At 71.4% G+C, this 23124-nt stretch carries 24 protein-coding genes; 11 read left to right on the plus strand and 13 right to left on the minus strand.

Going from position 1 to position 23124, the window contains the following annotated elements; translation table 11 throughout:
* The first annotated feature begins 23 nt into the window (after positions 1 to 23).
* Positions 24 to 3833 carry a multifunctional oxoglutarate decarboxylase/oxoglutarate dehydrogenase thiamine pyrophosphate-binding subunit/dihydrolipoyllysine-residue succinyltransferase subunit gene (locus ACIG0D_RS13460; protein WP_399799585.1) on the plus strand — a complete coding sequence of 1270 codons (3810 nt, stop codon included), beginning with the start codon at positions 24 to 26 and terminating at the stop codon, positions 3831 to 3833.
* Between the two features lie 80 nt (positions 3834 to 3913).
* On the opposite strand, the gene ACIG0D_RS13465 is transcribed toward ACIG0D_RS13460, so the two are convergent.
* Entirely contained in the window at positions 3914 to 4093 is a 180-nt protein-coding gene (locus ACIG0D_RS13465) for a DUF6104 family protein (protein ID WP_003992906.1), read from the minus strand.
* A 128-nt stretch (positions 4094 to 4221) separates the two neighbouring features.
* On the opposite strand from ACIG0D_RS13465, the gene ACIG0D_RS13470 reads away from it, so the two are divergent.
* The gene (locus ACIG0D_RS13470) at positions 4222 to 5430 is read left to right on the plus strand and encodes a hypothetical protein (RefSeq protein WP_399799588.1); all 1209 of its coding nucleotides are present in this window, start codon (positions 4222 to 4224) and stop codon (positions 5428 to 5430) included.
* 1 nt (position 5431) lies between these two features.
* Positions 5432 to 6472 (plus strand): helix-turn-helix transcriptional regulator, encoded by a 1041-nt coding sequence (locus tag ACIG0D_RS13475; RefSeq protein ID WP_399799591.1) that lies wholly within the window; start codon positions 5432 to 5434, stop codon positions 6470 to 6472.
* 87 nt (positions 6473 to 6559) lie between these two features.
* Here the strand turns inward: ACIG0D_RS13475 and ACIG0D_RS13480 are convergent, their stop codons facing one another.
* From ACIG0D_RS13480 to ACIG0D_RS13495, 4 genes are all read right to left on the minus strand, one after another.
* Positions 6560 to 7126: a Clp protease N-terminal domain-containing protein gene (locus tag ACIG0D_RS13480; RefSeq protein WP_399800274.1), complete on the minus strand. Its 567-nt coding sequence runs from the start codon at positions 7124 to 7126 to the stop codon at positions 6560 to 6562.
* On the minus strand, positions 7126 to 7335 hold the full coding sequence (locus tag ACIG0D_RS13485) for a helix-turn-helix domain-containing protein (RefSeq protein WP_360214730.1): 210 nt from the start codon (positions 7333 to 7335) through the stop codon (positions 7126 to 7128). Before ACIG0D_RS13485 ends, ACIG0D_RS13480 begins: the two co-directional genes overlap by 1 nt.
* A gap of 120 nt (positions 7336 to 7455) precedes the next feature.
* Positions 7456 to 8421 (minus strand): zinc-binding dehydrogenase, encoded by a 966-nt coding sequence (locus ACIG0D_RS13490; RefSeq protein WP_365757982.1) that lies wholly within the window; start codon positions 8419 to 8421, stop codon positions 7456 to 7458.
* 292 nt (positions 8422 to 8713) lie between these two features.
* A complete protein-coding gene (locus ACIG0D_RS13495) occupies positions 8714 to 9937 on the minus strand; it encodes an NADP-dependent malic enzyme (protein WP_399799594.1) in 1224 nt (407 codons plus the stop codon).
* Positions 9938 to 10487: 550 nt separating this feature from the next.
* Here ACIG0D_RS13495 and ACIG0D_RS13500 point away from each other — a divergent pair.
* Genes ACIG0D_RS13500 through ACIG0D_RS13510 form a run of 3 tightly spaced genes read left to right on the plus strand, consistent with a single transcriptional unit; the run spans position 10488 to position 13239 of the window.
* Positions 10488 to 11456 (plus strand): ABC transporter substrate-binding protein, encoded by a 969-nt coding sequence (locus ACIG0D_RS13500; RefSeq protein ID WP_399799596.1) that lies wholly within the window; start codon positions 10488 to 10490, stop codon positions 11454 to 11456.
* A gap of 41 nt (positions 11457 to 11497) precedes the next feature.
* The gene (locus tag ACIG0D_RS13505; protein WP_166002259.1) at positions 11498 to 12436 is read left to right on the plus strand and encodes an amino acid ABC transporter permease; all 939 of its coding nucleotides are present in this window, start codon (positions 11498 to 11500) and stop codon (positions 12434 to 12436) included.
* Complete coding sequence (locus tag ACIG0D_RS13510; RefSeq protein WP_399799599.1) at positions 12433 to 13239, plus strand: amino acid ABC transporter ATP-binding protein; 807 nt, start codon at positions 12433 to 12435, stop codon at positions 13237 to 13239. Before ACIG0D_RS13505 ends, ACIG0D_RS13510 begins: the two co-directional genes overlap by 4 nt.
* Before the next feature lie 78 nt (positions 13240 to 13317).
* Here ACIG0D_RS13510 and ACIG0D_RS13515 read toward each other — a convergent pair whose 3' ends face one another.
* Complete coding sequence (locus ACIG0D_RS13515; RefSeq protein WP_399799601.1) at positions 13318 to 14109, minus strand: class I SAM-dependent methyltransferase; 792 nt, start codon at positions 14107 to 14109, stop codon at positions 13318 to 13320.
* Positions 14110 to 14210: 101 nt separating this feature from the next.
* Here ACIG0D_RS13515 and ACIG0D_RS13520 point away from each other — a divergent pair, with 101 nt between their 5' ends.
* Positions 14211 to 14840 (plus strand): CGNR zinc finger domain-containing protein, encoded by a 630-nt coding sequence (locus ACIG0D_RS13520; protein ID WP_365757970.1) that lies wholly within the window; start codon positions 14211 to 14213, stop codon positions 14838 to 14840.
* Here the strand turns inward: ACIG0D_RS13520 and sodX are convergent.
* Positions 14744 to 15178 (minus strand): nickel-type superoxide dismutase maturation protease, encoded by a 435-nt coding sequence (gene sodX, locus ACIG0D_RS13525; protein WP_365758170.1) that lies wholly within the window; start codon positions 15176 to 15178, stop codon positions 14744 to 14746. The two genes, ACIG0D_RS13520 and sodX, sit on opposite strands and share 97 nt — an antisense overlap.
* Positions 15179 to 15323: 145 nt before the next feature.
* On the opposite strand from sodX, the gene sodN reads away from it, so the two are divergent.
* Together sodN and ACIG0D_RS13535 are read left to right on the plus strand one after the other, a co-directional pair.
* Positions 15324 to 15719, plus strand: coding sequence for a superoxide dismutase, Ni (sodN, locus tag ACIG0D_RS13530; protein WP_100828187.1), 396 nt, complete (start codon positions 15324 to 15326; stop codon positions 15717 to 15719).
* 153 nt (positions 15720 to 15872) lie between these two features.
* Positions 15873 to 16313, plus strand: a complete 441-nt coding sequence (locus ACIG0D_RS13535) for a hypothetical protein (protein WP_399799606.1) — start codon at positions 15873 to 15875, stop codon at positions 16311 to 16313.
* On the opposite strand, the gene ACIG0D_RS13540 is transcribed toward ACIG0D_RS13535, so the two are convergent.
* The gene (locus ACIG0D_RS13540; protein ID WP_399799608.1) at positions 16294 to 16728 is read right to left on the minus strand and encodes an HIT family protein; all 435 of its coding nucleotides are present in this window, start codon (positions 16726 to 16728) and stop codon (positions 16294 to 16296) included. The genes ACIG0D_RS13535 and ACIG0D_RS13540 overlap by 20 nt on opposite strands.
* 61 nt (positions 16729 to 16789) lie before the next feature.
* On the opposite strand from ACIG0D_RS13540, the gene ACIG0D_RS13545 reads away from it, so the two are divergent.
* Positions 16790 to 17533, plus strand: coding sequence for a VOC family protein (locus tag ACIG0D_RS13545; RefSeq protein WP_399799610.1), 744 nt, complete (start codon positions 16790 to 16792; stop codon positions 17531 to 17533).
* On the opposite strand, the gene ACIG0D_RS13550 is transcribed toward ACIG0D_RS13545, so the two are convergent.
* The 5 genes from ACIG0D_RS13550 to ACIG0D_RS13570 form a co-directional block, all read right to left on the minus strand.
* Entirely contained in the window at positions 17530 to 17958 is a 429-nt protein-coding gene (locus ACIG0D_RS13550; protein ID WP_399799613.1) for a YciI family protein, read from the minus strand. The two genes, ACIG0D_RS13545 and ACIG0D_RS13550, sit on opposite strands and share 4 nt — an antisense overlap.
* Before the next feature lie 16 nt (positions 17959 to 17974).
* Positions 17975 to 18196, minus strand: coding sequence for a hypothetical protein (locus tag ACIG0D_RS13555; protein ID WP_365757960.1), 222 nt, complete (start codon positions 18194 to 18196; stop codon positions 17975 to 17977).
* A gap of 92 nt (positions 18197 to 18288) precedes the next feature.
* Positions 18289 to 18900: a GNAT family N-acetyltransferase gene (locus ACIG0D_RS13560; RefSeq protein WP_399799615.1), complete on the minus strand. Its 612-nt coding sequence runs from the start codon at positions 18898 to 18900 to the stop codon at positions 18289 to 18291.
* 544 nt (positions 18901 to 19444) lie between these two features.
* Entirely contained in the window at positions 19445 to 20608 is a 1164-nt protein-coding gene (locus ACIG0D_RS13565; RefSeq protein ID WP_399800278.1) for a family 2 encapsulin nanocompartment cargo protein polyprenyl transferase, read from the minus strand.
* 121 nt (positions 20609 to 20729) lie between these two features.
* The gene (locus ACIG0D_RS13570) at positions 20730 to 22136 is read right to left on the minus strand and encodes a family 2B encapsulin nanocompartment shell protein (protein WP_399799618.1); all 1407 of its coding nucleotides are present in this window, start codon (positions 22134 to 22136) and stop codon (positions 20730 to 20732) included.
* A 366-nt stretch (positions 22137 to 22502) separates the two neighbouring features.
* On the opposite strand from ACIG0D_RS13570, the gene ACIG0D_RS13575 reads away from it, so the two are divergent.
* Positions 22503 to 23093, plus strand: a complete 591-nt coding sequence (locus ACIG0D_RS13575; protein WP_399799621.1) for an N-acetylmuramoyl-L-alanine amidase — start codon at positions 22503 to 22505, stop codon at positions 23091 to 23093.
* Positions 23094 to 23124: the final 31 nt, after the last annotated feature.

Consider the following 23124-nt stretch of genomic DNA (forward strand, 5'->3'; position numbering starts at 1 on the left):
AGCGGAAGAGGGCGGTTGCCGCCGTGTCGCCACAGTCCCCCAGTAACGCATCGAGCATCTCCACCGACACCGACCAAGCGGGCAAGAACCCCGCTGCCGCGTTCGGTGCCAACGAGTGGCTCGTCGACGAGATCTATCAGCAGTACCTCCAGGACCCGAATTCCGTAGACCGCGCCTGGTGGGACTTCTTCGCCGATTACAAGCCGGGGGCGGCAGGCGCCCCGGTTCCGGCGGGTACCGCGGCCGCGGGGGCCGCGGAGACCACCCCCACCGCTCAGCCGCCGGCCGCACCCGCGGCTCCGGCCGCGCCCGCCGCCCCGGCCGCCCAGGTCCCGGCTCCGGCTCCGGCTGCCCCGCAGTCCGCCGCCGCGCCGGCCCAGGCCGCTCCGGCCGCCCAGGCCGCCCCGGCGCCCGCCAAGCCGACCGCGAAGCCGCAGGCGAAGGCCGAGCCCGCCAAGGAGTCCGCGGGCCCCGATCTGGTGACGCTGCGCGGCCCCGCCGCCGCGGTCGCGAAGAACATGGACGCCTCGCTGGAGATGCCGACCGCCACCTCGGTCCGCGCCGTCCCGGTGAAGCTGCTGTTCGACAACCGCATCGTCATCAACAACCACCTCAAGCGCGCCCGCGGCGGGAAGATCTCCTTCACGCACATCATCGGGTACGCGATGGTGCAGGCCATCAAGGCCATGCCGTCGATGAACTGGTCGTACCAGATCAAGGACGGCAAGCCCACCCTGGTCAAGCCGGAGCACGTCAACCTCGGCCTGGCGATCGACCTGGTGAAGCCGAACGGCGACCGCCAGCTGGTCGTCGCGGCGATCAAGAAGGCCGAGACGCTGAACTTCTTCGAGTTCTGGCAGGCCTACGAGGACATCGTCCGCCGCGCCCGCGAGGGCAAGCTGACCATGGACGACTTCACCGGCGTCACGGTCTCCCTGACCAACCCCGGCGGCCTCGGCACCGTCCACTCCGTGCCGCGGCTGATGCCCGGCCAGTCGGTGATCATGGGCGTCGGCTCCATGGACTACCCGGCGGAGTTCCAGGGCACCTCCCAGGACACCCTGAACAAGCTCGGCATCTCGAAGGTCATGACGCTCACGTCGACCTACGACCACCGGGTCATCCAGGGCGCCGCCTCCGGCGAGTTCCTGCGCACCGTCGCCAACCTGCTGCTCGGCGAGAACAACTTCTACGACGGCATCTTCGAGGCGCTGCGCATCCCCTACGAGCCGGTCCGCTGGCTGAAGGACATCGACGCGTCCCACGACGACGACGTCACCAAGGCCGCCCGCGTCTTCGAGCTGATCCACTCCTACCGGGTCCGCGGCCACGTCATGGCCGACACCGACCCGCTGGAGTACAAGCAGCGCAAGCACCCCGACCTCGACATCGTCGAGCACGGGCTGACGCTGTGGGACCTGGAGCGCGAGTTCGCCGTCGGCGGCTTCGCCGGCAAGTCGATGATGAAGCTGCGCGACATCCTCGGCGTGCTCCGCGACTCGTACTGCCGCACCACCGGCATCGAGTTCATGCACATCCAGGACCCCAAGCAGCGCAAGTGGATCCAGGACCGCGTGGAGCGCCCGCACGCCAGGATGGAGCGTGAGGAGCAGCTGCGCATCCTGCGCCGGCTGAACGCGGCGGAGGCCTTCGAGACCTTCCTGCAGACGAAGTACGTCGGCCAGAAGCGCTTCTCGCTGGAGGGCGGCGAGTCCGTCATCCCGCTGCTGGACGCGGTGCTGGACTCGGCCGCCGAGTCCCGCCTGGACGAGGTCGTCATCGGCATGGCCCACCGCGGCCGCCTGAACGTCCTCGCCAACATCGTCGGCAAGTCGTACGCGCAGATCTTCCGCGAGTTCGAGGGCAACCTCGACCCGAAGTCGATGCACGGCTCCGGCGACGTGAAGTACCACCTGGGCGCCGAGGGCACCTTCACCGGCCTGGACGGCGAGCAGATCAAGGTCTCGCTGGTCGCGAACCCCTCGCACCTGGAGGCGGTGGACCCGGTCCTGGAGGGCGTCGCCCGCGCCAAGCAGGACATCATCAACAAGGGCGGCACGGACTTCACCGTCCTGCCGGTGGCGATCCACGGCGACGCGGCCTTCGCGGGCCAGGGCGTGGTGGCCGAGACCCTGAACATGTCGCAGCTGCGCGGCTACCGCACCGGCGGCACGGTCCACATCGTCATCAACAACCAGGTCGGCTTCACGGCCGCCCCGGAGTCCTCGCGCTCGTCGATGTACGCCACGGACGTGGCGCGCATGATCGAGGCCCCGATCTTCCACGTGAACGGCGACGACCCGGAGGCCGTGGTCCGCGTCGCGCGGCTCGCCTTCGAGTTCCGCCAGGCGTTCAACAAGGACGTGGTGATCGACCTCATCTGCTACCGCCGCCGCGGTCACAACGAGTCGGACAACCCGGCCTTCACCCAGCCGCTGATGTACGACCTGATCGACAAGAAGCGCTCGGTGCGCAAGCTCTACACCGAGTCCCTGATCGGTCGCGGCGACATCACCCTGGAAGAGGCCGAGCAGGCGCTCCAGGACTACCAGGGCCAGCTGGAGAAGGTCTTCACCGAGGTCCGCGAGGCCACCTCGCAGCCGACCGCCGTGGAGACCTCCGACCCGCAGGCCGAGTTCCCGGTCGCCGTGAACACCGCGGTGACCACGGAGGTCGTCAAGCGGATCGCCGAGTCCCAGGTCAACATCCCCGACCACATCACCGTCCACCCGCGCCTGCTGCCGCAGCTCCAGCGCCGGGCGACGATGGTCGAGGACGGCACCATCGACTGGGGCATGGGCGAGACCCTCGCCTTCGGCTCCCTCCTGCTGGAGGGCGTCCCGGTCCGCCTGGCGGGCCAGGACTCCCAGCGCGGCACCTTCGGCCAGCGCCACGCGGTCATCATCGACCGCAACACCGGCGAGGAGTACACGCCGCTTCAGTACCTCTCCGAGGACCAGGCGCGGCTGAACGTCTACAACTCGCTGCTGTCCGAGTACGCGGCCATGGGCTTCGAGTACGGCTACTCGCTGGCCCGCCCCGACGCCCTCGTGCTGTGGGAGGCCCAGTTCGGCGACTTCGTCAACGGCGCCCAGACGGTCGTGGACGAGTTCATCTCCTCCGCCGAGCAGAAGTGGGGCCAGACCTCCGGCGTCGTCCTGCTCCTGCCGCACGGCTACGAGGGCCAGGGCCCGGACCACTCGTCCGCCCGCCCGGAGCGCTTCCTCCAGCTGTGCGCGCAGAACAACATGACGGTCGCCATGCCGACCTCGCCGGCGAACTACTTCCACCTCCTGCGGTGGCAGGTGCACAACCCGCACCACAAGCCGCTGGTCGTCTTCACCCCGAAGTCGATGCTGCGCCTCAAGGCCGCCGCGTCGAAGGCGGAGGACTTCACCACGGGCCAGTTCCGCCCGGTCATCGGCGACAGCTCGGTGGACCCGGCGGCCGTGAAGAAGGTCGTCTTCTGCGCGGGCAAGGTCTACTACGACCTAGAGGCCGAGCGGGTCAAGCGCGGCGTGAAGGACACCGCGATCATCCGTATCGAGCGGCTGTACCCGCTGCCGGGTGCCGAGCTCCAGGCGGAGATCAAGAAGTACCCGAACGCCGAGAAGTACCTGTGGGCCCAGGAGGAGCCGGCGAACCAGGGTGCCTGGCCGTTCATCGCGCTCAACCTGATCGACCACCTGGACCTGGCGGTCGGCGCCGACGTCCCGCACGGCGAGCGCCTGCGCCGTATCTCGCGTCCGCACTCCTCGTCCCCGGCCGTGGGTTCCGCGAAGCGGCACCAGGCCGAGCAGGAGCAGCTGGTGCGTGAGGTGTTCGAGGCGTAAGCCCCGGACGGTCGTCCGTTACGCGAACCGGGCCGCATCCCCGCGCAGGGGATGCGGCCCGGTCGCCGTTTTTCGGGCTGCTACTCGTCGTCCTCGTCGTCCAGCCGGGCCAGCCAGGTCGCCAGCCGCTCCACCGGCACCTCGAAGTCGGGGTTCAGATCGACGAACGTCCGCAGCTGCTCGGCGAGCCACTCGAAGGTGACCTCCTCCTCGCCGCGCCGCTTCTCCAGTTCCTCGATGCCACGGTCCGTGAAGTACATGAGGTCAAGGATAAGTGGGCGGGTGTCCCGGTCGGCGGTTGACTTTCCGCACCCGCGATATATCGTGAATGAGGTGAGACGCGATATGGCGCGTCGTCGACGGTGTGCTGGTCGAGGAGGTCTGCACCATGTCCGAGTGGTCCGTCGCGGAGCCGAGCAAGCTCACCTTCGACGAGCCGGTGCGCGAGCTGCACGTCCGGATCGTGAACGGGACGGTGAACGTGGTGGGCACGGACGAGGCGCCCGCCCGTCTGGAGATCTCGGACGTCGAGGGCCCGCCCCTGCGGGTCACCCAGGAGAACGGCACCCTGACGGTGGCCTACGAGGACCTGCCCTGGAAGGACTTCCTCACCTGGCTCGACCCCAAGGGCCGGCAGCGCAGCGCCGTGGTCTCCCTGGCCGTCCCCGTGGGCACTCGCGTCCGCGTGGGTGCCGTCGCCGCCACGTCGGTGGTCTCGGGCGTCGGTGGCGAGGTGGACGTGCGGGGTGTGTGCGGGGACACCACGCTGGTCGGGCTCGCCGGACCGGTCCGCGCGGACACCGTCTCGGGCAACCTGGAGGCCCAGGCACTCACCGGCGATCTGCGGTTCCACTCCGTCTCCGGTGACCTGACCGTCGTCGAGGCGGGATCCTCGGTGAAGGCCGAGTCGGTCAGCGGCTCGATGATCGTCGACCTGGACCCGGCGGGCCGCCGGACCGACGTCAGCCTCACCAGCGTCTCCGGCGAGATCGCCATCCGTCTGCCGCAGCCGGCGGACGCGGAGGTGGAAGCCCACACCGCCGGCGGGACCGTCTCCAGCGCCTTCGAGGACCTGCGGGTCGGCGGCCCGTGGGGCGCCAAGCGCATCACCGGCCGCCTCGGCGCGGGCAACGGCAGCCTGAGGGCGACGACCGTCACGGGCGCGATCGCCCTGCTGCGCCGCCCACCGGAGGCGGCGGTGCCGGGCGAAGGGGGGCCGGGGGAAGGGGGGCCGGGGGAGGAGGCCCGGGAGACCGGGCCCCGGGCGACCGGACCCCAGGAAGCCGGGCCACGCGAGGCCGGACCCCGGGAAGCCGGACCCCGCGAGGCCGGACCCCAGGAAGCCGGGCCACGCGAGGCCGGACCCCGGGAGACCGGACCCCGCGAGGCCGGACCCCAGGAAGCCGGGCCACGTGAGGCCGGACCCCGGGAGGCCGGACCCCGGGAGGCCGGACCCCGGGAGGCCGGACCCCGGGTGGCGGGTTCGCCGGACGGCTCGGGGGACAATGCCGCTGCCGGCCCGGGCGAGGACCCGTCCCCGACCAGCGACCCGACCAGCGCCCCGGCCGACGGCACGACCGACAAGAAGGTGCTCTGACATGCCCCCCGTCTTCGCCCATGGCCGCCTCCGCCTCTATCTGCTGAAGCTGCTCGACGAGGCCCCGCGCCACGGCTACGAGGTGATCCGCCTCCTGGAGGAACGCTTCCAGGGGCTGTACGCGCCGTCCGCCGGCACGGTGTACCCGCGCCTGGCCAAGCTGGAGAGCGAAGGCCTGGTCACCCACACCACCGAGGGCGGTCGCAAGGTCTACGCCATCACGGACGCGGGCCGGGGCGAACTGGCCGAGCGCAGCGGTGAACTGGCCGACCTGGAGCTGGAGATCCTGGAGTCGGTGGCCGAGCTGGCCGCGGAGATCCGGGCCAATGTGCGAGGCGCGGCCGGGGATCTGCGGCGCGAGATGCGGGCCGCGGCGGCAAGCCAGGCCCGGCAGGGCGCGGGCGGCGCCGAGGAGCCGGTGGACAAGGAGGCCTGGCGCGCGGCGAAGGAGGAGATGCGGCGCGTCAAGCAGGAGTGGAAGGAGCAGGCCCGCCGCGCCAAGGACGAGAGCCGCCGGGCCCGCGAGGAGGCCCAGCGCGCCCGGCGCCAGGCGAAGGAGGCGCAGGAGCGGGCACGGGCGCAGGCCCAGGAGGAGGTGCAGCGCATCGCCCGGCGGGTGCAGGAGCAGGTGCAGGACCACTTCGCGCGGGGCGACTGGCCGACCGGCCTGCGGGAGGGCCTGACGGAACTGACCAAGGAGTTCGGCGAGTTCGGAAAGGACTTCGGCAAGGAGTTCGGCAGGGACCTGGGCTTCGGCCTCGGCAACGGGACCAGGGCGGCCAAGGCGGGCCCCGAGCCGGAGTTCTCGACCACCCACCAGGACTTCCCGGCCGACTACGAGCCGTCATGGGCCCATGAGCCCCCGACCGGCGATTCCGCCCGCGACCTGGAGCGCCTCCTGGACCGCTTCCGCGACGACATCCGCGACACGGCCCGCGACCACGGCGTCACCCAGGATCAACTCCGCGAGGCCCGCCGCCACTTGTCCACGGCCGCGGCCCACATCGGCGCGTTGCTGCGCGCCCCGAAGCCGAAGGCGTAGCCGGCGAAGGTGCAGCCGCCGAGGCGCGGCCGGCGTACACCTCACCCACCCCTCACCTCACCCGCCGCGCCCCCACCGCACTCGTCCTCACCCCGCCCGCGCCTCTCCCCCGCCGTCCAGCACCCGCGTCGCCGACTCGTAGGTGACGCCGTGGTCGGCCAGCACCTCCGCGGCCACGCCCGGGCGGGCCGTGAGGGCGAGGAGGATGTGGTGGTCGCCGATGGACTTGTCGCGCCGGGCGAGGGCGATGCGCAGGGACTTCTCCAGAACCTCCTTCGCCTCGCGACCGAAGGAGGGACGGCCCGACCCCCACCAGGCCTTCTCCTTCGGCGACCCGGACATGGCACCGGCGCCGTGCACCTCCTCCACCCGGGCCACGATCTCCGCCACGTCGATCCCCAGCCCGGCCAGCGCCTCGGTCTCCGCCTGGGACAGCCCGGCCCGGCGCCGCGCCTCGGCCAGCGCCCCGGTCACCGAGTCCCGGCGCGAGTCGGCTCCCAGCGCCGCCAGGACGAAGGAACCCCGGCTCGCCTCCCGGTCGAGCAGGGCCAGCAGCAGATGCCCGGCGTCGACGGTGCGCGCCGACTCGCGCCCGGCGTGGGCGACGGCCCCCTTCACCACCTCACGGGCGTCCTTGGTGAACCGCTCGAACATCATCGCCTCCCGTACTTCTTGTGCACGGCCTGCCTGCTCACTCCGAGTTCCGCGGCGATCTCCTGCCACGACCAGCCCTGCTGGCGCGCGCTGCGCACCTGCACGGCCTCCAACTGCTCCAGCAGCCGGCGCAGGGCGGCGACGGCCCGCAGCCCGACCCGGGGGTCGCGGTCACCGGCCCGCTCGGCCAGATCCGTTGCTTCGGTCATGCTGTCAACGTACGTTGACAACGAGGAGGCGTCAACCCTGGTTGACATCCGGGGTGCGAAAACGGCCGGCCCGAACATCGCCGGACCGGCCGTCAGCTTCGGGCATCCCGCCCGCGCTGCTCAGGAGTGAGTGAGCACGATCTTGCCGAACTGGTCGCCCGCGGCCAGCCGCTCGAACCCCTCGCGCGCCCGGTCCAGCGGCAGCACCTCGTCGATCACCGGCCGCACGCCCGTGGCCGCGCAGAACGACAGCAGGTCCTCCAGCTCGTCCTTGGTGCCCATGGTCGAACCGACCACCTTCAGCTCCAGGAAGAAGATCCGCGTCAGCTCGGCGTGCGAGGGCCGGTCGCCGCTGGTGGCACCGGAGATGACCAGCGTGCCGCCGGGCCGCAGCGACTTCACCGAGTGCGACCAGGTCGCGGCGCCCACCGTCTCGATCACCGCGTCGACCCGCTGCGGCAGCCGCGCACCGGGCTCCACGGCCTCCACGGCCCCGAGTTCCAGCGCCCGCTTGCGCTTGGCCTCGTCGCGGCTGGTCGCGAAGACGCGCAGCCCGGCCGCCTTGCCGAGCACGATGGCGGCCGTGGCGACGCCGCCGCCCGCGCCCTGCACGAGCACCGAGTCACCGGGGCGCACCCCGGCGTTGGTGAAGAGCATCCGGTACGCCGTCAGCCAGGCGGTCGGCAGACAGGCGGCCTCCTCGAAGGACAGCTCCTTCGGCTTGGGCAGGATGTTCCAGGTCGGCACGGCGACCTGCTCGGCGAAGGTGCCCTGGTAGCGCTCGGTGAGGATGGAGCGGGGTTCCTTCGGGCCGACACCGTGGCCGCTCTGGCCGATGACGGAGTGCAGGACGACCTCGTTGCCGTCCTCGTCGATCCCGGCGGCGTCGCAGCCGAGGATCATCGGCAGCCGGTCCTCGGGGAGGCCGACGCCGCGGAGGGACCAGAGGTCGTGGTGGTTGAGGGAGGCGGCCCTGACGTTGACGACACTCCAGCCGGGACGGGCCTCGGGGGCGGGGCGCTCCCCCAACTCCAGGCCGGTGAGCGGCTGGTCGCGGTCGATTCGGGCGGCGTAGACAGCGAACATGGGGGCGACGATAGGCGTACGTCCGGTCCGACGGAACCGCACCACCCTGTGAGACATACCCTCTTGCACGCCGGGCGACCGCACGCCCCTTCACGGGCGCGGGGCTGTGTCGATATGCGAATCCGCCGCGTGCGCGACCGGCCACAGACCACCCGCAGCGGCGTACGGCGGGCGCCGCCCCTCCCCCACGCGAGGCGCGGCCACCCGACCAGCCCAACGCCCAGGTAAAAAAATGACCCCGCCCGGAAGGACGGGGCCATTCGGCCGATCTCAGCGCCTCGGCGCGTCGGCGTTACCGCCGTGCCACGCCCTCCGCCCGGGCCGCCGCGGCCACCGCCGCCGTCACGGCCGGAGCGACCCGCTCGTCGAACGGCGAGGGGATGACGTAGTCGGCGGCGAGGTCGTCGCCGACCACCGAGGCCAGCGCCTCGGCCGCCGCGATCTTCATGCCCTCGGTGATCCGGGAGGCCCGCACCTGGAGCGCGCCGGCGAAGATGCCGGGGAACGCCAGCACGTTGTTGATCTGGTTCGGGAAGTCGGACCGGCCCGTGGCCACGACCGCCGCGTACTTGTGCGCGACGTCCGGGTGCACCTCGGGGTTCGGGTTGGCCATGGCGAACACGAACGCGCCCTCGGCCATGGAGGCGACGGCCTCCTCGGCCACCGTGCCGCCGGAGACGCCGATGAAGACGTCGGCACCCGCGAGGGCGTCCTCCAGGGAGCCGGTGAGGCCGGCCTTGTTGGTGAACCCGGCCAGCTCGCGCTTGACGTCGGTCAGGTCCTCCCGGTCCGCCGAGACGACGCCCTTGCGGTCGGCGACCGCGACGTCACCGATGCCGGCCTCGACCAGCATCTTGGCGATGGCGACACCGGCCGCGCCGGCGCCCGAGATGACGGCCCGCAGCTGCCCGATCTCCCGCCCGCTGAGCCGGGCCGCGTTGCGCAGCGCGGCCAGCGTGACGACGGCCGTGCCGTGCTGGTCGTCGTGGAAGATCGGGATGTCGAGCCGCTCCTGGAGGCGGCGCTCGATCTCGAAGCACCGGGGTGCCGAGATGTCCTCCAGGTTCACGCCGCCGAAGGACGGGGCCAGCCGCACCACGGTCTCGACGATCTCGTCGACGTCGGTGCAGGCCAGCGCGATCGGGACGGCGTCGACGCCGCCGAACTGCTTGAAGAGGATGGCCTTGCCCTCCATCACGGGGAGGGAGGCCTCGGGTCCGATGTCACCGAGCCCCAGCACGGCCGTACCGTCCGTGACGACGGCCACGACCGACGACTTCCAGGTGTAGTCGTGGACGAGGTCCGGCTGCTCGGCGATCGCGGTGCACACTTTCGCGACGCCGGGCGTGTACGCGAGGGACAGGTCGTCCTTGTCGCGGATCGGCACGGTGGCCTGCACAGCCATCTTGCCGCCGCGGTGCAGCGCGAACGCCGGATCGAAGGAATCGAGGGGCTCCGCACCGCCCTCCTGGTCCGTATGCGTCTCGCTGCGAGGATTGACGATCTCCGCTGCCACTTCGTTTTACCCCTTAGGTGTTCATGGTTTGAGGGTTTGATCCGCTCCTGGTGAGGAGTGGGCGGGCACCGCGTATGACCCGGTCAGTGATGCGTACGGGCACATACACGACGGGCGCGCCGCACACGCGCCCTGCCCCGGATGAGGGGTGTAAAGAACCTTCTTACCGGACGAAGGGCGTCGCCGACGAGTCCATAACGCGAAGGTCACATGCCGGTGACATGACTCATGGATGAATATGGGGACAAGGGCTCGACAAACCCTTGACAAGCGCTCGACATCCGGCAAAAGCCAGATATCGCTCATCCACATACTGAGACGCGCCGAAGATCTTCCGGCTGGAAGGAGGCATTCCCGCAGAAGGTGCGGCCGTGTTGTCCGGAGTGATGCGGTTCGGGGGTCACCCGTTATCCGATTTTGACATAGCGGGCCGCCTGAATGGCTCAGTCCGAATGGCAAGATGCCGTAATCACACGAGGTCGCGACACCCGAAGGTGTGTGTTCTCGTCGACCCATCGGCAACTCCACCCATCCGCCGGAGGAACCCACCATGACCGCAAGCACCATCCGTCGTACGACCGCCATGCGCGCTCGGCTCGCCGCGGTCGGCTCGATCGCGGTCGCAGGCGCCCTGCTGCTCACCGGCTGCGGCGACCAGACGGAGAACGGCGGCGGCTCGGACAGCACGGACACCGCGACGAAGGCCGTGGAGGCGCCGCTGGCCGACCGACTGCCCAAGGAGATCCGGGACAAGGGCATCATCAAGGTCGGTTCGGACATCGCCTACGCCCCCGTCGAGTTCAAGGACGCCTCCGGCAAGACGGTCGGCATCGACCCGGACATCGCCGACGCCATGGGCAAGCAGCTCGGCGTCGACTTCCAGTTCGAGAACGGCACCTTCGACACCCTGATCACCGGTCTGCGCTCGGGCCGCTACGACATCGCCATGTCCGCGATGACCGACACCAAGGACCGCCAGGAAGGCATCGACTCCGACACCGGCAAGAAGGTCGGTGAGGGCGTCGACTTCGTCGACTACTTCACCGCCGGTGTCTCGATCTACACCAAGAAGGGCGACGACCAGGGCATCAAGACCTGGTCCGACCTGTGCGGCAAGAAGATCGTCGTGCAGCGCGGCACGGTCTCCGAGGACATGGCCAAGGCCGAGTCGAAGAAGTGCCCCAAGGGCAAGAAGATCACCATCGAGGCCTTCGACAACGACCAGCAGGCCCAGACCCGCCTGCGCGGCGGCGGCGCGGACGCCGGCTCCTCCGACTTCCCGGTCGCCGCGTACGCCGTGAAGACCTCCGGCGGCGGCAAGGACTTCCAGCTGGTCGGCGAGCAGGTCGAGGCGGCGCCGTACGGCATCGCGGTGGCCAAGGACGACGCCCAGCTGCGGGACGCCCTGAAGGCCGCCCTGGACGCGATCATCGCCAACGGCGAGTACGAGAAGATCCTGGACAAGTGGGGCGTCGCCGAGGGCGCCGTCGAGGAAGCCGTCATCAACGGCGGCAAGTGACCGCGTGACCTCCGCACTGCGGGCACTGAAAGGCAACACCCGTGACTGTTGACATCGACAAGACGACGGGACCGGCGGACACGCCCCCGGCCGGGCCCGAGGCCATCAAGGCCATCCCGGTCCGGCACTACGGCCGGTACGTCTCCGCCGTCGTCGCCCTCGCGCTGTTCGGCGCGGTCGTCTACGCGTTCTCCCAGGGCAGGATCAACTGGGACGCGATCCCTCAGTACTTCTTCGACGACCGTGTCCTGAGCGGCGTCGGCAAAACGCTTCTGCTGACCGTCCTGTCCATGGCGATCGGCATCGTCGGCGGCATCCTGCTCGCCGTCATGCGGCTCTCCCGCAACCCGGTGACCTCGTCCATCGCGTGGTTCTACATCTGGTTCTTCCGCGGTACGCCGGTCCTGGTGCAGCTCGTGGTCTGGTTCAACCTGGGCCTGGTCTTCGAGTACATCAACCTCGGGCCGGTCTACAAGGACGAGTGGTCGGACTTCATGACCCCGTTCCTGACCGCGCTGCTCGGCCTCGGCCTGAACGAGGCCGCGTACATGGCGGAGATCTGCCGCGCCGGTCTGCTCGCGGTCGACGAGGGCCAGACCGAGGCGGCGCACGCCCTGGGCATGAGCCACGCCAAGACCCTGCGCCGGATCGTGATCCCGCAGGCGATGCGGGTGATCGTGCCGCCCACGGGCAACGAGGTCATCAACATGCTGAAGACGACCTCGCTGGTCTCCGTGGTCCAGTACTCGGAGCTGTTCCGGGTCGCCCAGGACATCGGCCAGACCTCCGGTGCCCCGGCCGAGATGCTCTTCCTCGCCGCGGCCTGGTACCTGCTGCTGACCTCGGTCTTCAGCGTCGGCCAGTACTACCTGGAGCGCTACTACGCCCGCGGCTCCACCCGCCAGCTGCCACCCACCCCGTGGCAGAAGGTGAAGGCGAACATGTTGTCCCTCGGCCGCCCGAAGGGGGGCATGGCATGACCGAGAAGCTCAGCAAGACGGATGAGCCCGTGAAGAAGTCCGTCGTCCCCATGGTCAAGGCCGAGGGCGTCCACAAGTCCTTCGGGCACATCGAGGTCCTCAAGGGCATCGACCTGGAGGTCAAGCAGGGCGAGGTGTTCTGCCTCATCGGCCCCTCCGGCTCCGGCAAGTCGACCTTCCTGCGGTGCATCAACCACCTGGAGAAGATCAACGGCGGCCGGCTGTACGTCGACGGCGAGCTGGTCGGCTACCGCCAGAAGGGCGACAAGCTGTACGAGCTCAAGGACAGCGAGGTCGCGCTGAAGCGCCGGGACATCGGCATGGTGTTCCAGCGGTTCAACCTCTTCCCGCACATGACGGCCGTCGAGAACGTCATGGAGGCCCCCGTCCAGGTCAAGGGCAAGAGCAGGACGGAGGCCAGGGAGCGCGCGATGCAGCTCCTGGAGCGCGTGGGCCTCGGCGACAAGACCGGGAACTACCCCTCGCAGCTCTCCGGCGGCCAGCAGCAGCGCGTGGCCATCGCCCGGGCGCTGGCCATGGACCCGAAGCTGATGCTCTTCGACGAGCCGACCTCGGCGCTCGACCCGGAGCTGGTCGGTGACGTCCTCGACGTCATGCGCGACCTCGCCGAGTCCGGCATGACGATGGTCGTCGTCACCCACGAGATGGGCTTCGCCCGCGAGGTCGGCGACAGCCTGGTCTTCATGGACGGCGGCGTCGTGGTCGAGTCCGGCAACCCCCGCGACGTCCTGACCAACCCCCAGCACGAACGCACCCAGGCGTTCCTGTCCAAGGTGCTGTGAGCGGTCCAAGGGTGCTGTGAGCGGTACACACGCCGAGGGGCGGTACGGAACACCCGTACCGCCCCTCGGCGCGTTCCGTCACTTGAGCGCCAGCAGCAGCGTGTCCGACGGCGAGCACCACACGGGGCGGGCCTCGGCGAAGCCCTTCTCGCGCAGCACGCGGGCGTGCCAAGCGGGGGACGGCATGTCGCCGTCGGCGTGTTCGCCGTAGATCTCGAAGCGGCGGGCGGTGGGGCCGGCGAGGACCGGGTCCTCGGCGGCCAGCTGCCACCACTCGGCCCAGTCGAGCACGCCGCCGCGCTTGGCCTCGTCCATCCGGGCGTGGCGCAGGGCGCGCTCGGCGGCGTTGATCCGGGGCGTGGTGTCGTCGATCATGTGGTCCGCGTTCATGAAGACACCGCCGTCGCGGACCAGCTCCGCGACCTGACCGTAGAGGGCCGCGAGGGGTTCGCTGTGCAGCCAGTGCAGGGCCGTCGCGGTGAGGACGGCGTCGTAGGAGTCGTAGGGCAGTTTCGCCGGCCAGTCGGGGTCCATGAGGTCGGCGGTGACCAGGGTGACGCGGTCGTCGCCCGCGAAGGTGCCCTCGGCGATGGTGAGCAGCGCCGGGTCGAGGTCGACGCCGGTGCTGGTGGCCCCGGGGAAGCGGGCGAGCAGCCGGGCGGTGATGGTGCCGGTGCCGCAGGCGAGGTCGAGGACGCGGGGAGCGCGGCCGACGGTCGCCTCGACCATGTCCAGCATGATCCGGAACCGCTCCTCGCGGTCGGGCATGTACCACTCCTGCTGCCGGTCCCAGCTCTGCTGCCAGGCCTGCCAGTCGGTACCGGCGGCCCGGGTGCCGTCCGTGGTCCCGGTGGTGCCCGTCTCCGTCATCGTCACCCTCCCTGACGTACGCACGCGTAATACCCTGGAAGCACGATCGTCTGTTACCCGACCGCAACCACGACCATAGAGCGCCCGCGTAAGGACTACAAGTGGAACTGGCCTATTACTCGGATTACGCCGTACGTCTCGTCAACAGCGAGGAACCGGTCCGGGGCAAGGACTCGCTGACGTCCGTCGAGGCCGTCCGCGGTCTCTTCGGCGACAACCAGTCGGCGGCCCGGCGCGCGACCGAGGCGGACGTCACCCGCTTCCGCTCGGTCCGCGCCCGCCTGCGCGCGGTCTTCGAGGCGGCGGACGGCGGCGACGAGACGCTGGCCGTGGACCTGCTGAACTCGCTGCTCCTGGAGTTCCCGGTGAGCCCCCAGATCTCCGGCCACGACACCCGCGACGAGGACGGCCGCCCCCTGTGGCACATGCACCTCGCCGACCACCCGTCGAACGCGACCGCCGGCTACGCGGCCATCGCCGCGATGGGCCTGGCCTTCCACCTCACCGAGTACGGCGTGGACCGCCTCGGCCTGTGCGAGGCGGCGCCGTGCCGCAACGCCTACCTCGACACCTCCACCAACCGCTCCCGGCGCTACTGCTCCGACCGCTGCGCCACCCGGGCGAACGTGGCCGCCTACCGCGCCCGCAAGCGCCTGGAGGCCGACCGGTCGCACAGCACCGGCCTGGCCGCCGACAGCGCCCAGCGCAGCAGCGCGAGCGGCGAGCGCTGATCCGGCTTGCGCGGCCGGTACCGGAAGCGCACCCGGCCCAGCACCAGCTCCTCGGGGACGGTGCCGTAGTCGGTGCTGTCGCCGCCCGCGTACGCGTTGTCCCCCAGCACCCACCAGCCGCCGTCCCGGCGCTCCGCGGCCCGTTTCACCACCAGCAGGTCCTGCTGGAACGGATGGCGCAGGACGACCACGTCACCGGGCCGGATCCGGGCGCCGTAGTGCACCACCAGCCGGTCCCCGTGCAGCAGTGTGGGCACCATCGACGGTCCGGTCACCTCCGCCAGCCCGAAGGGCGCCACCGCCCCCCTGCGCTCGGTCTCCTGCGACAGCTCCCGCATCCCCGGCACCTCCCCGGTTCGATCCTCCACCAGTCTCAGTCTCACCCCGGACTTTTGTCCTAAGCCCTAGGGGGCACTCGCGAAATCCCGTCCCTCAGGGAGTAATGTCCCACCTGAGAAGACGATCACGAGGAAGGAATGCTCCATGCTTTCCCGCCTGTTTGCCCCCAAGGTCAAGGTCAGCGCACACTGCGACCTGCCCTGCGGTGTGTACGACCCGGCCCAGGCCCGCATCGAGGCGGAGTCGGTGAAGGCCGTCCAGGAGAAGATGGCCGCCAACGACGACCCGCACTTCCAGGCGCGTGCGACGGTCATCAAGGAGCAGCGCGCGGAGCTCGCCAAGCACCACGTCTCGGTGCTCTGGAGCGACTACTTCAAGGCCCCGCACTTCGAGAAGTACCCGGAGCTGCACCAGCTGGTCAACGACACCCTGAAGGCCCTCTCGGCCGCCAAGGCGTCGACCGACCCGGCCACCGGCCAGAAGGCCCTGGACTACATCGCCCAGATCGACAAGATCTTCTGGGAGACCAAGAAGGCCTGACCCACAGGCCCGCCCCGATCCGCGATCGGTGCACCATCGCAGGTCACCGGGCATCCCACGGGGGCCGGTCGGAACACCGACCGGCCCCCGTCGGCGTTCGTTAGCATCGAACGGCAGGGCGCGAACGGCCGCCCGGGAGGGGGGACTTCACGCGTGACCGCCGTGAACGACGGTGCCGACACCGGCCGGGAGCCGCTCGACGCCGACCGGGTCAAGCACCTGGAGTTCATCCAGGCGACCATCGCCCGGCTGGGCAACAACTCGTTCCTGGTCAAGGGCTGGGCCCTCACCCTGGCCGCCGGTTTCCTCGCGCTGTCGGCCAGCCAGAGGAGCTGGGTGGTGGCGGGCGTCGGAGTGGTACCGCTGCTGTGCTTCTGGTTCCTCGACGGGCACTTCGTGCGCCAGGAGCGGCTCTACCGGCGGCTGTACGACGCCGCCCGCCGCCCCGGCTCCACGGTGGAGGTGCTGTCCATGGACGTACGGCCGTTCCGCCCGGAGATGCCGCTGCGCCGCGCCGTGCTGTCCGACACCCTCGCCCTGTTCCACGGCGCGCTGCTCGCCGCCGACCTGGTGCTCATCGCCGTCTGGAGCTGACGCCCGCGGCCCTCAGCCGCCCCGCCAGCTCGTCCAGCGCCGCCTCGTCACGGGGCGCCTCGCGCGGCGGCCAGAAGTCGCCCATGGCGTCGCCGTGGTGGCGCGGCACCAGGTGGACATGCGTGTGGAAGACGGTCTGGGTGGCGGCCCGCCCGGCCGAGTTGATGATGTTCATGCCCGCGGGGGCGAGCACCGAGCGCAGCATCCGGCCGACGGTCAGCACGGAGCGCGTCAGGTGCCCGACCTCTTCCTCGCCCATCTCCCAGATGTCCGCCGAGTGGACCCGCGGCACCACCATGGTGTGCCCCCAGGTGGCGGGGGTCAGCGGGAAGAACGCGAGCGTGTGGGCGTCCTCGTGGACGACCCGGGCCCGGGCGGGGTCGGCGACGACGGCGCAGAAGGGGCACGGTTCCATCGGGTCGAACACTCCTCGTAATCACGGGGCGGGTGCCGATCTTCCCTCTACGATCGCCCGCATGGCCATCCGCTGGACGTACGCCTTCATCGACCGCCCCGCCGCGCTCCTCGGCCCGGCCCGGGACTTCTGGACCGCCGTCACGGACACCCGGCCGTCCCCGCCCCGGGGCGAGAAGGGCGAGTTCGCGACGCTGCTGCCGGGCGGCGGGGCCGATCCCTGCGTGAAGGTGCAGGGCATGGACTCCGGCGACGGCGGGGCGCATCTCGACTTCGCCGTGGACGACGTACCGGAGTTCACCGACGGCGCGCTGCGGCTGGGCGCGCGGATCGTCGCCGAGCACGAGGGGTGGGCGGTGCTGCGCTCGCCGGCCGGGCTTCCGTTCTGCGCCGTGCCGTGGCTCGGGGAGTCGGTCCGGCCGCCGGTGGTGCGCGGCAGCCGCCTGGACCAGGTGTGCCTGGACGTCCCGCCGTCGCGGTACGACGCCGAGGTCGCCTTCTGGGGCGGACTGCTGACCGGCTGGTCCTCCCGGCCCGGATCCCTGCCGGAGTTCCACGTCGTGGCGCCGCCGCCCGGGCTGCCGGTGCGGGTGCTGCTGCAGCGCCTGGGCACCGAGCGGCCGGCCTCCGCCCACCTCGACCTGGCCTGCGCGGACATCGAGACGACCCGCGCGGAGCACGAACGGCTCGGCGCGGTACGGGTGGTCCGGGGCGCGCACTGGACGGTGCTGCGGGACCCGGCGGGCGGCACGTACTGCCTGACCGGGCGGGACCCGGAGACGGGCGGGCTGCCGGGCCCGGCCTAGGCCGGGCCCGTCTGGATCTCGTCGGCGCCGTCCAGGACGGGCCGGATCACCACCGGCAGATCGGCGACCCCGTCCGGGCCGGGGCAGCGGGTGACGCGTTCGGCGATCTCCGTGACCCGCTCCAGGCTCCGGCAGTCCAGCAGCCAGTAGCCGGCCGGGATCACCTCGGCCGTGTCGTAGGGATCGTCCGCGATCACCGTACGGCCGTCCGGGCCGCGGGTGACCAGCCGGGTGCGGGCGGGTTCGGCCAGGCCCTGGGCGTCGACCAGCTCCCCGGTCCGGGCCAGCTCGGCGTTGATCGCACCCATGTAGGCGTACATCGCCTTCACGTCGTCCTCGGTCCAGGCGGGGGCGTGCGCGGAGGCCTGGCCGCGCATGCTGTCGTAGTCCGCCTGGGTGCCCTGAACGACGACCAGGTACTTCATGGGTGCGCTCCTCGGTTCAGGGTTTCTTCAGGTGTCCGGCGTGGCGCGCGTGCTCGGCGGGGCGTCCGGGCCGTTCCTCGACGGCTTCGGCGCCCTGCGGGACATACGCCTCGCACCGGGGGTTCCGGCACGGGCCCGCCACCCAGGTCGGCACCCACGCGCCCAGCGTCTTGTGCCGCCGGACGACTGTCTCCACGGGCTGTCCGCAGGCGGGACAGGCGCGTTTTTCGCTGTCCATGTCCTCAGGGTAGGACGGCCGACCGCCGTCCGCCCCTCGCCGCGGGCCTCGGCGTACATCCGCACCGGCATCGCCGATCAGCTCACGATGGCTCAGGCCTGGGGCTCCCGCCACATCGGCCACATCGTGGGACCGTCGGGCAGCTCCAGCACCCGGTCGGCCAGCACCGTGAAGCCCAGCCGCTCGTAGAGCCGGCGGCTGTCGGCGTTGCTCGCCTCCAGATAGGCGGGCAGGCCCTCGCGGTCGCAGCGGTCGAGGACCGAGGTGAGGAGCGCCGTGCCCAGACCCTCGCCCCGGCGGCCCGGTGCCACGCCGATCATCCACAGGTACTCGTGGGCGCGGTCGGCGGGGTGGATCTCCCCGGTGAGCCGGCCGATCAGCTCCACGCGCTCGTTCGCCGGGTCGACGGCCTCGCGGACCTGGGCGGGGCCGTCGTCGTGTCCCTCGCCGGCCGGGTCGGCCGGGTCGGCCGCGGGCACCGACAGCCACAGCGCGCACGCCGAGCCGTCCTCGGTGACGTCGATCCGCCCCGCCTCGAGCACGATGTCCGTGAAGGCGGCCATCAGCCGGTGGTGGGTGCTGCGGAGGTAGTCGTCGCCGGGGAAGACCCAGCGGCTGACCGGGTCCTCCCGGAACGCCTCGTCCAGCAGCCGGACGACCAGCTCCCGGTCCCTCTCCCCCGCCGCCCGGATCCCCACACCCATGTCCCGCCCCTCCGTCTCACCCTGACGCGCCTCAACCTGCCGTAACCGTGCGGCTGTTGAGCCTAGCCGGTGCGCTGGACGGGGCCGGGGACGGGGCGGCCAGCGGGCGGCATCGGGATGGGTCGGGCTCTGGACCGGGGAGGCCCGAGGGCGGGGCTGCGCCGGGGGCAGGGCTGCGCCGGGGACGGGGCGGGCCCGAGGGCGGGGCGTGGCCCGAGGGCGGGGCGGCACCGGGGACAGGGCGGGCCCGAGACCGGGGCGGCACCGAGACCGGGCCGGGCCCGATAGCGGGGCGGCACCGAGACCGGGGCGGCACCACGGACAGGCCGGGCCCGAGAGTGGGGCGGCACCGAGACCGGGGCGGCACCGCGGACGGGATGGGGCCGGAGACGAGTGGGCCCCGCACACCGTGGGGATGTGCGGCACCCCTGGGGCCGGAACCCCGGGGTCCCGCGCGGGGTCAGGAGCCGCGCGGTCCCGGAGGCTCCGGGGTCCGGGCGCCCCGTACGGCGTGGTGCGGGCGTACAGGGCTCGGTGACGACGACTAGGCCGTGCGCCGGGTGACGAACTCGGCGAGGGCCAGCAGACCGCCCGCCGCCTCCGGCTGTGGGATGGCGCGGGACAGCTCCTGCATCGCCCGGGCCATGTGATCGGCCGCCTGGGCCTGGGCCCACTCCCGGCCGCCCGCCCGTTCCACGGCGAGCAGGGTCGGCTCCAGGTCCCCGCCGTCGTACGGGACTGCGTACAGCTCGGCGAGTTCCGCCGCCGCCGGGGTGCCGGAGGCGAGCGCGGCGACGACCGGCAGGGACTTCTTGCGGGCGGCGAGATCCGCGCCGGCCGGTTTCCCGGTGCGGCTCGGATCGCCCCATATGCCGATCACGTCGTCGATCAGCTGGAAGGCGAGCCCGGCCTCCCGGCCGAACGCGTCCATCGCCTCGACGTCCTCGGCGGGCGCCCCCGCGTACAGCGCGCCCAGCGCGCACGCGCACCCCAGCAGCGCCCCGGTCTTGGCCTCGGCCATGACCAGCACCTCGTCGAGCGCGACCTCGGCGGGGTCGCGCCGCTCCAGCGCGGTGTCCGCGTGCTGCCCCTCGCACAGCTCCACCACACAGGCCGCGAGCCGGGCCGCTGCCGCCGCGGCCGCCGGGTGCGGATCCTCGGCGAGCAGACGCAGGGCCAGTGCCTGGAGGGCGTCGCCCGCGAGGATGGCGTCGGTGTCGCCGAACACCGTCCAGGCGGTGGGGCGGTGCCGACGGGTGGTGTCCCGGTCCATGACGTCGTCGTGCAGCAGCGTGAAGTTGTGCACCAGCTCAACCGCCGCGGCCGCCCGGACGGCCGACGCCTGGGCGGCCGGCCCGCCGAGCGCGGCCGCCGCCGCGAGGACCAGCGCGGGCCGGATCGCCTTGCCCGCGTTGCCCGCCGCCGGAGTGCCGTCCGCGTGCTCCCAGCCGAAGTGGTAGCGGGCGACCCGGCGCATCGAACGCGGCAACGACTCGACGGCCGCGCGCAGTTCGGGGTCGACCGACGCCCGGCTGCGCTCCAGGATCACCGCCGCCTCGTCCCCGGAGAGGCGGGCCGGGCCGCCGTCCGTGTCGGTCGCGATGGGACTCCGCCTTTCGCGCGTGTCGACACCCCGGTGCGGGCCCGCCGGCCGGGGACCGGCGGCACCTGTGCGGGTCCCGGCGCGGCGCTGCTCGGCCTGCGTCATGGACTCGGTCACGGCGTCCCCCTCGCGGGCTTCACGGACGGCGGACCGTCCACTCCGATCGGCATACGCGGAGGATCTACCCGCCCTTTCGGGCGGGGACACGGACCCAGGGCGAGAAGGATCACCGCCAGCGGCCGATCTCGACGTTCTCCAGGACACCGAGGGCGTCCGGGACGAGGACAGCCGCCGAGTAGTACGCCGTCACCAGGTACTTGATGATGGCCTGCTCGTTGATGCCCATGAACCGCACCGACAGACTGGGCTCGATCTCGTCCGGGATGCCGGACTGGCGCAGGCCGATGACGCCCTGGTCGGCCTCGCCGAGACGCATGGCGATGATGGAGCTGGTGCGGGCCTCGGTGACCGGGATCTTGTTGCACGGGTAGATCGGCACGCCGCGCCAGGTGGGGATACGGTTGCCGCCGACGTCGATCGTCTCCGGCACCAGGCCCCGCTTGTTGAGTTCGCGGCCGAACGCGGCGATGGCCCGCGGATGGGCGAGGAACATCTTGGTGCCGCGCCGGCGGCTCAGCAGCTCGTCCATGTCGTCGGGGCTGGGCACGCCGTCGTGCGGCTGGATCCTCTGGTCGTACTCGCAGTTGTGCAGCAGACCGAACTCGCGGTTGTTGATCAGCTCGTGCTCCTGGCGCTCCTTCAGCGCCTCGACCGTGAGCCGCAGCTGCTGCTCGGTCTGGTTCATCGGCTGGTTGTAGAGGTCCGCCACGCGCGTGTGGATGCGCAGCACGGTCTGGGCGATGCTCAGCTCGTACTCACGGGGCCGGGCCTCGTAGTCGACGAAGGTGTGCGGGATGTCCGGCTCGCCGGAGTGGCCGGCCTCCAGGTCGATCGCCTTCTCGCCGTACTTGTTGGTGCGCTGCTGCGGCAGGGAGCGCAGCTGTTCCAGATGGGCGCGCAGCGAGTCGGAGCGCCCCGCGACCTGCTCGAAGTCCTGCCGGGACAGCACGAGGACGGTGCAGGGGGTGATCGCGCGGGCCGTGTACTCCCAGATGGCGTCCCCGTCGAGCAGTGCCTGGTCGCCGAGGTAGGAGCCGTCGGCCTGGACGCCGAGGCTCTCGTCGTCGCCGTAGGGCCCGGTGCCGACCTTCTCGACCCGGCCGTGTGCGACGAGGTAGACCGCGTCGGTCTGGCTGCCGAAGGAGACGATCACCTCGCCGGCGGCGAACTCCCGCTGCTCGCAGCGCCGGGCGAGCTCCGTCAGCACCTCCTCGTCCTCGTACGACCGCAGCGCGGGCAGTTCGCCGAGCTCCGCGGGGATGACCTCGACGCGGTCGCCGGTCTTCACAAAGGTGATGCGTCCGTCGCCCACCGCGAAGGTCAGTCGCCGGTTCACCCGGTACGTACCACCCTGTACGTCCACCCAGGGCAGCATCCGCAGCAGCCAGCGCGAGCTGATCTCCTGCATCTGGGGAACGGACTTGGTGGTGGTGGCCAGGTTCCGCGCGGCAGCCGTGCCGAGGCTCTGCTGCGGCCTGCCCTGCTCCGTGCGGACCTCTTCGCCTACCGACATAGAAAATTGCCCTCCCGGTCATGCCTGGCAGCGTTCTGCGCCGGGCACCGATCTCGCGATCTCCCGACCAGCCTTCCATCACGGAGTGTGCTCGTGCTATTACACGAAAGGGCGGGAATGGATCACTGAGGGATGGGCACACATAGGTTCTCCCTTTCCCGCGGCGTCCCCGACTTTCCGCGGCGCCCCGACGGACTTCCACGGCTTCCCGAACGGGACCGGGCGGGCGCGCACAGGCGGAAGCGCGTTGTCCGGATCGGCTCGCACGCTGTGCGAACGGATGGTTCCGCGGCGTCGCGCTTCGGTAGAGCAGCGGTACGGACGGCCGCGACGGGCGGCCGTCACGCACCGGCGAAAGGGGCGCGCATGGCCTCACCGATGTCCGCGGACCGGTTCCTCGACGTCCTGCGGGCGGAAGGCGTCACGGTCGTCGAGGTCGGCGACTGGCGGCGGCACAACCGCAACCACAAGGGCCCGTGGGGCCCCGTCCACGGAGTGATGCTCCACCACACGGTGACCCGGGGCAGCCGGCACACCGTGGAACTCTGCCGGAAGGGCTACGCCGACCTGCCGGGGCCGCTGTGCCACGGCGTCATCACCAAGGACGGCACCGTCCACCTCGTCGGCTACGGCCGCGCCAACCACGCCGGCCTCGGCGACGACGAGGTCCTGCGCGCGGTGATCGCGGAGAAGGGGCTGCCGCGCGACAACGAGGCGAACACGGACGGGAACCGGCACTTCTACGGCTTCGAGTGCGAGAACCTCGGCGACGGCGAGGATCCCTGGCCCGCGGCCCAGCTGGAGGCCGTCGAACGGGCCGCCGCGGCGGTCTGCCGCGCCCACGGCTGGACGGAGCGGTCGGTCATCGGACACAAGGAGTGGCAGCCGGGGAAGGTGGACCCCCGCGGCTTCACCATGGCCTCGATGCGGGAGCGGATCCGGGAGCGGCTGAAGTAGGCGTGGGCGGCGCCGGTGACGCCTCGGGAGT

Source organism: Streptomyces sp. NPDC052773 (assembly GCF_044547145.1).
Taxonomy (GTDB): Bacteria; Actinomycetota; Actinomycetes; order Streptomycetales; family Streptomycetaceae; genus Streptomyces.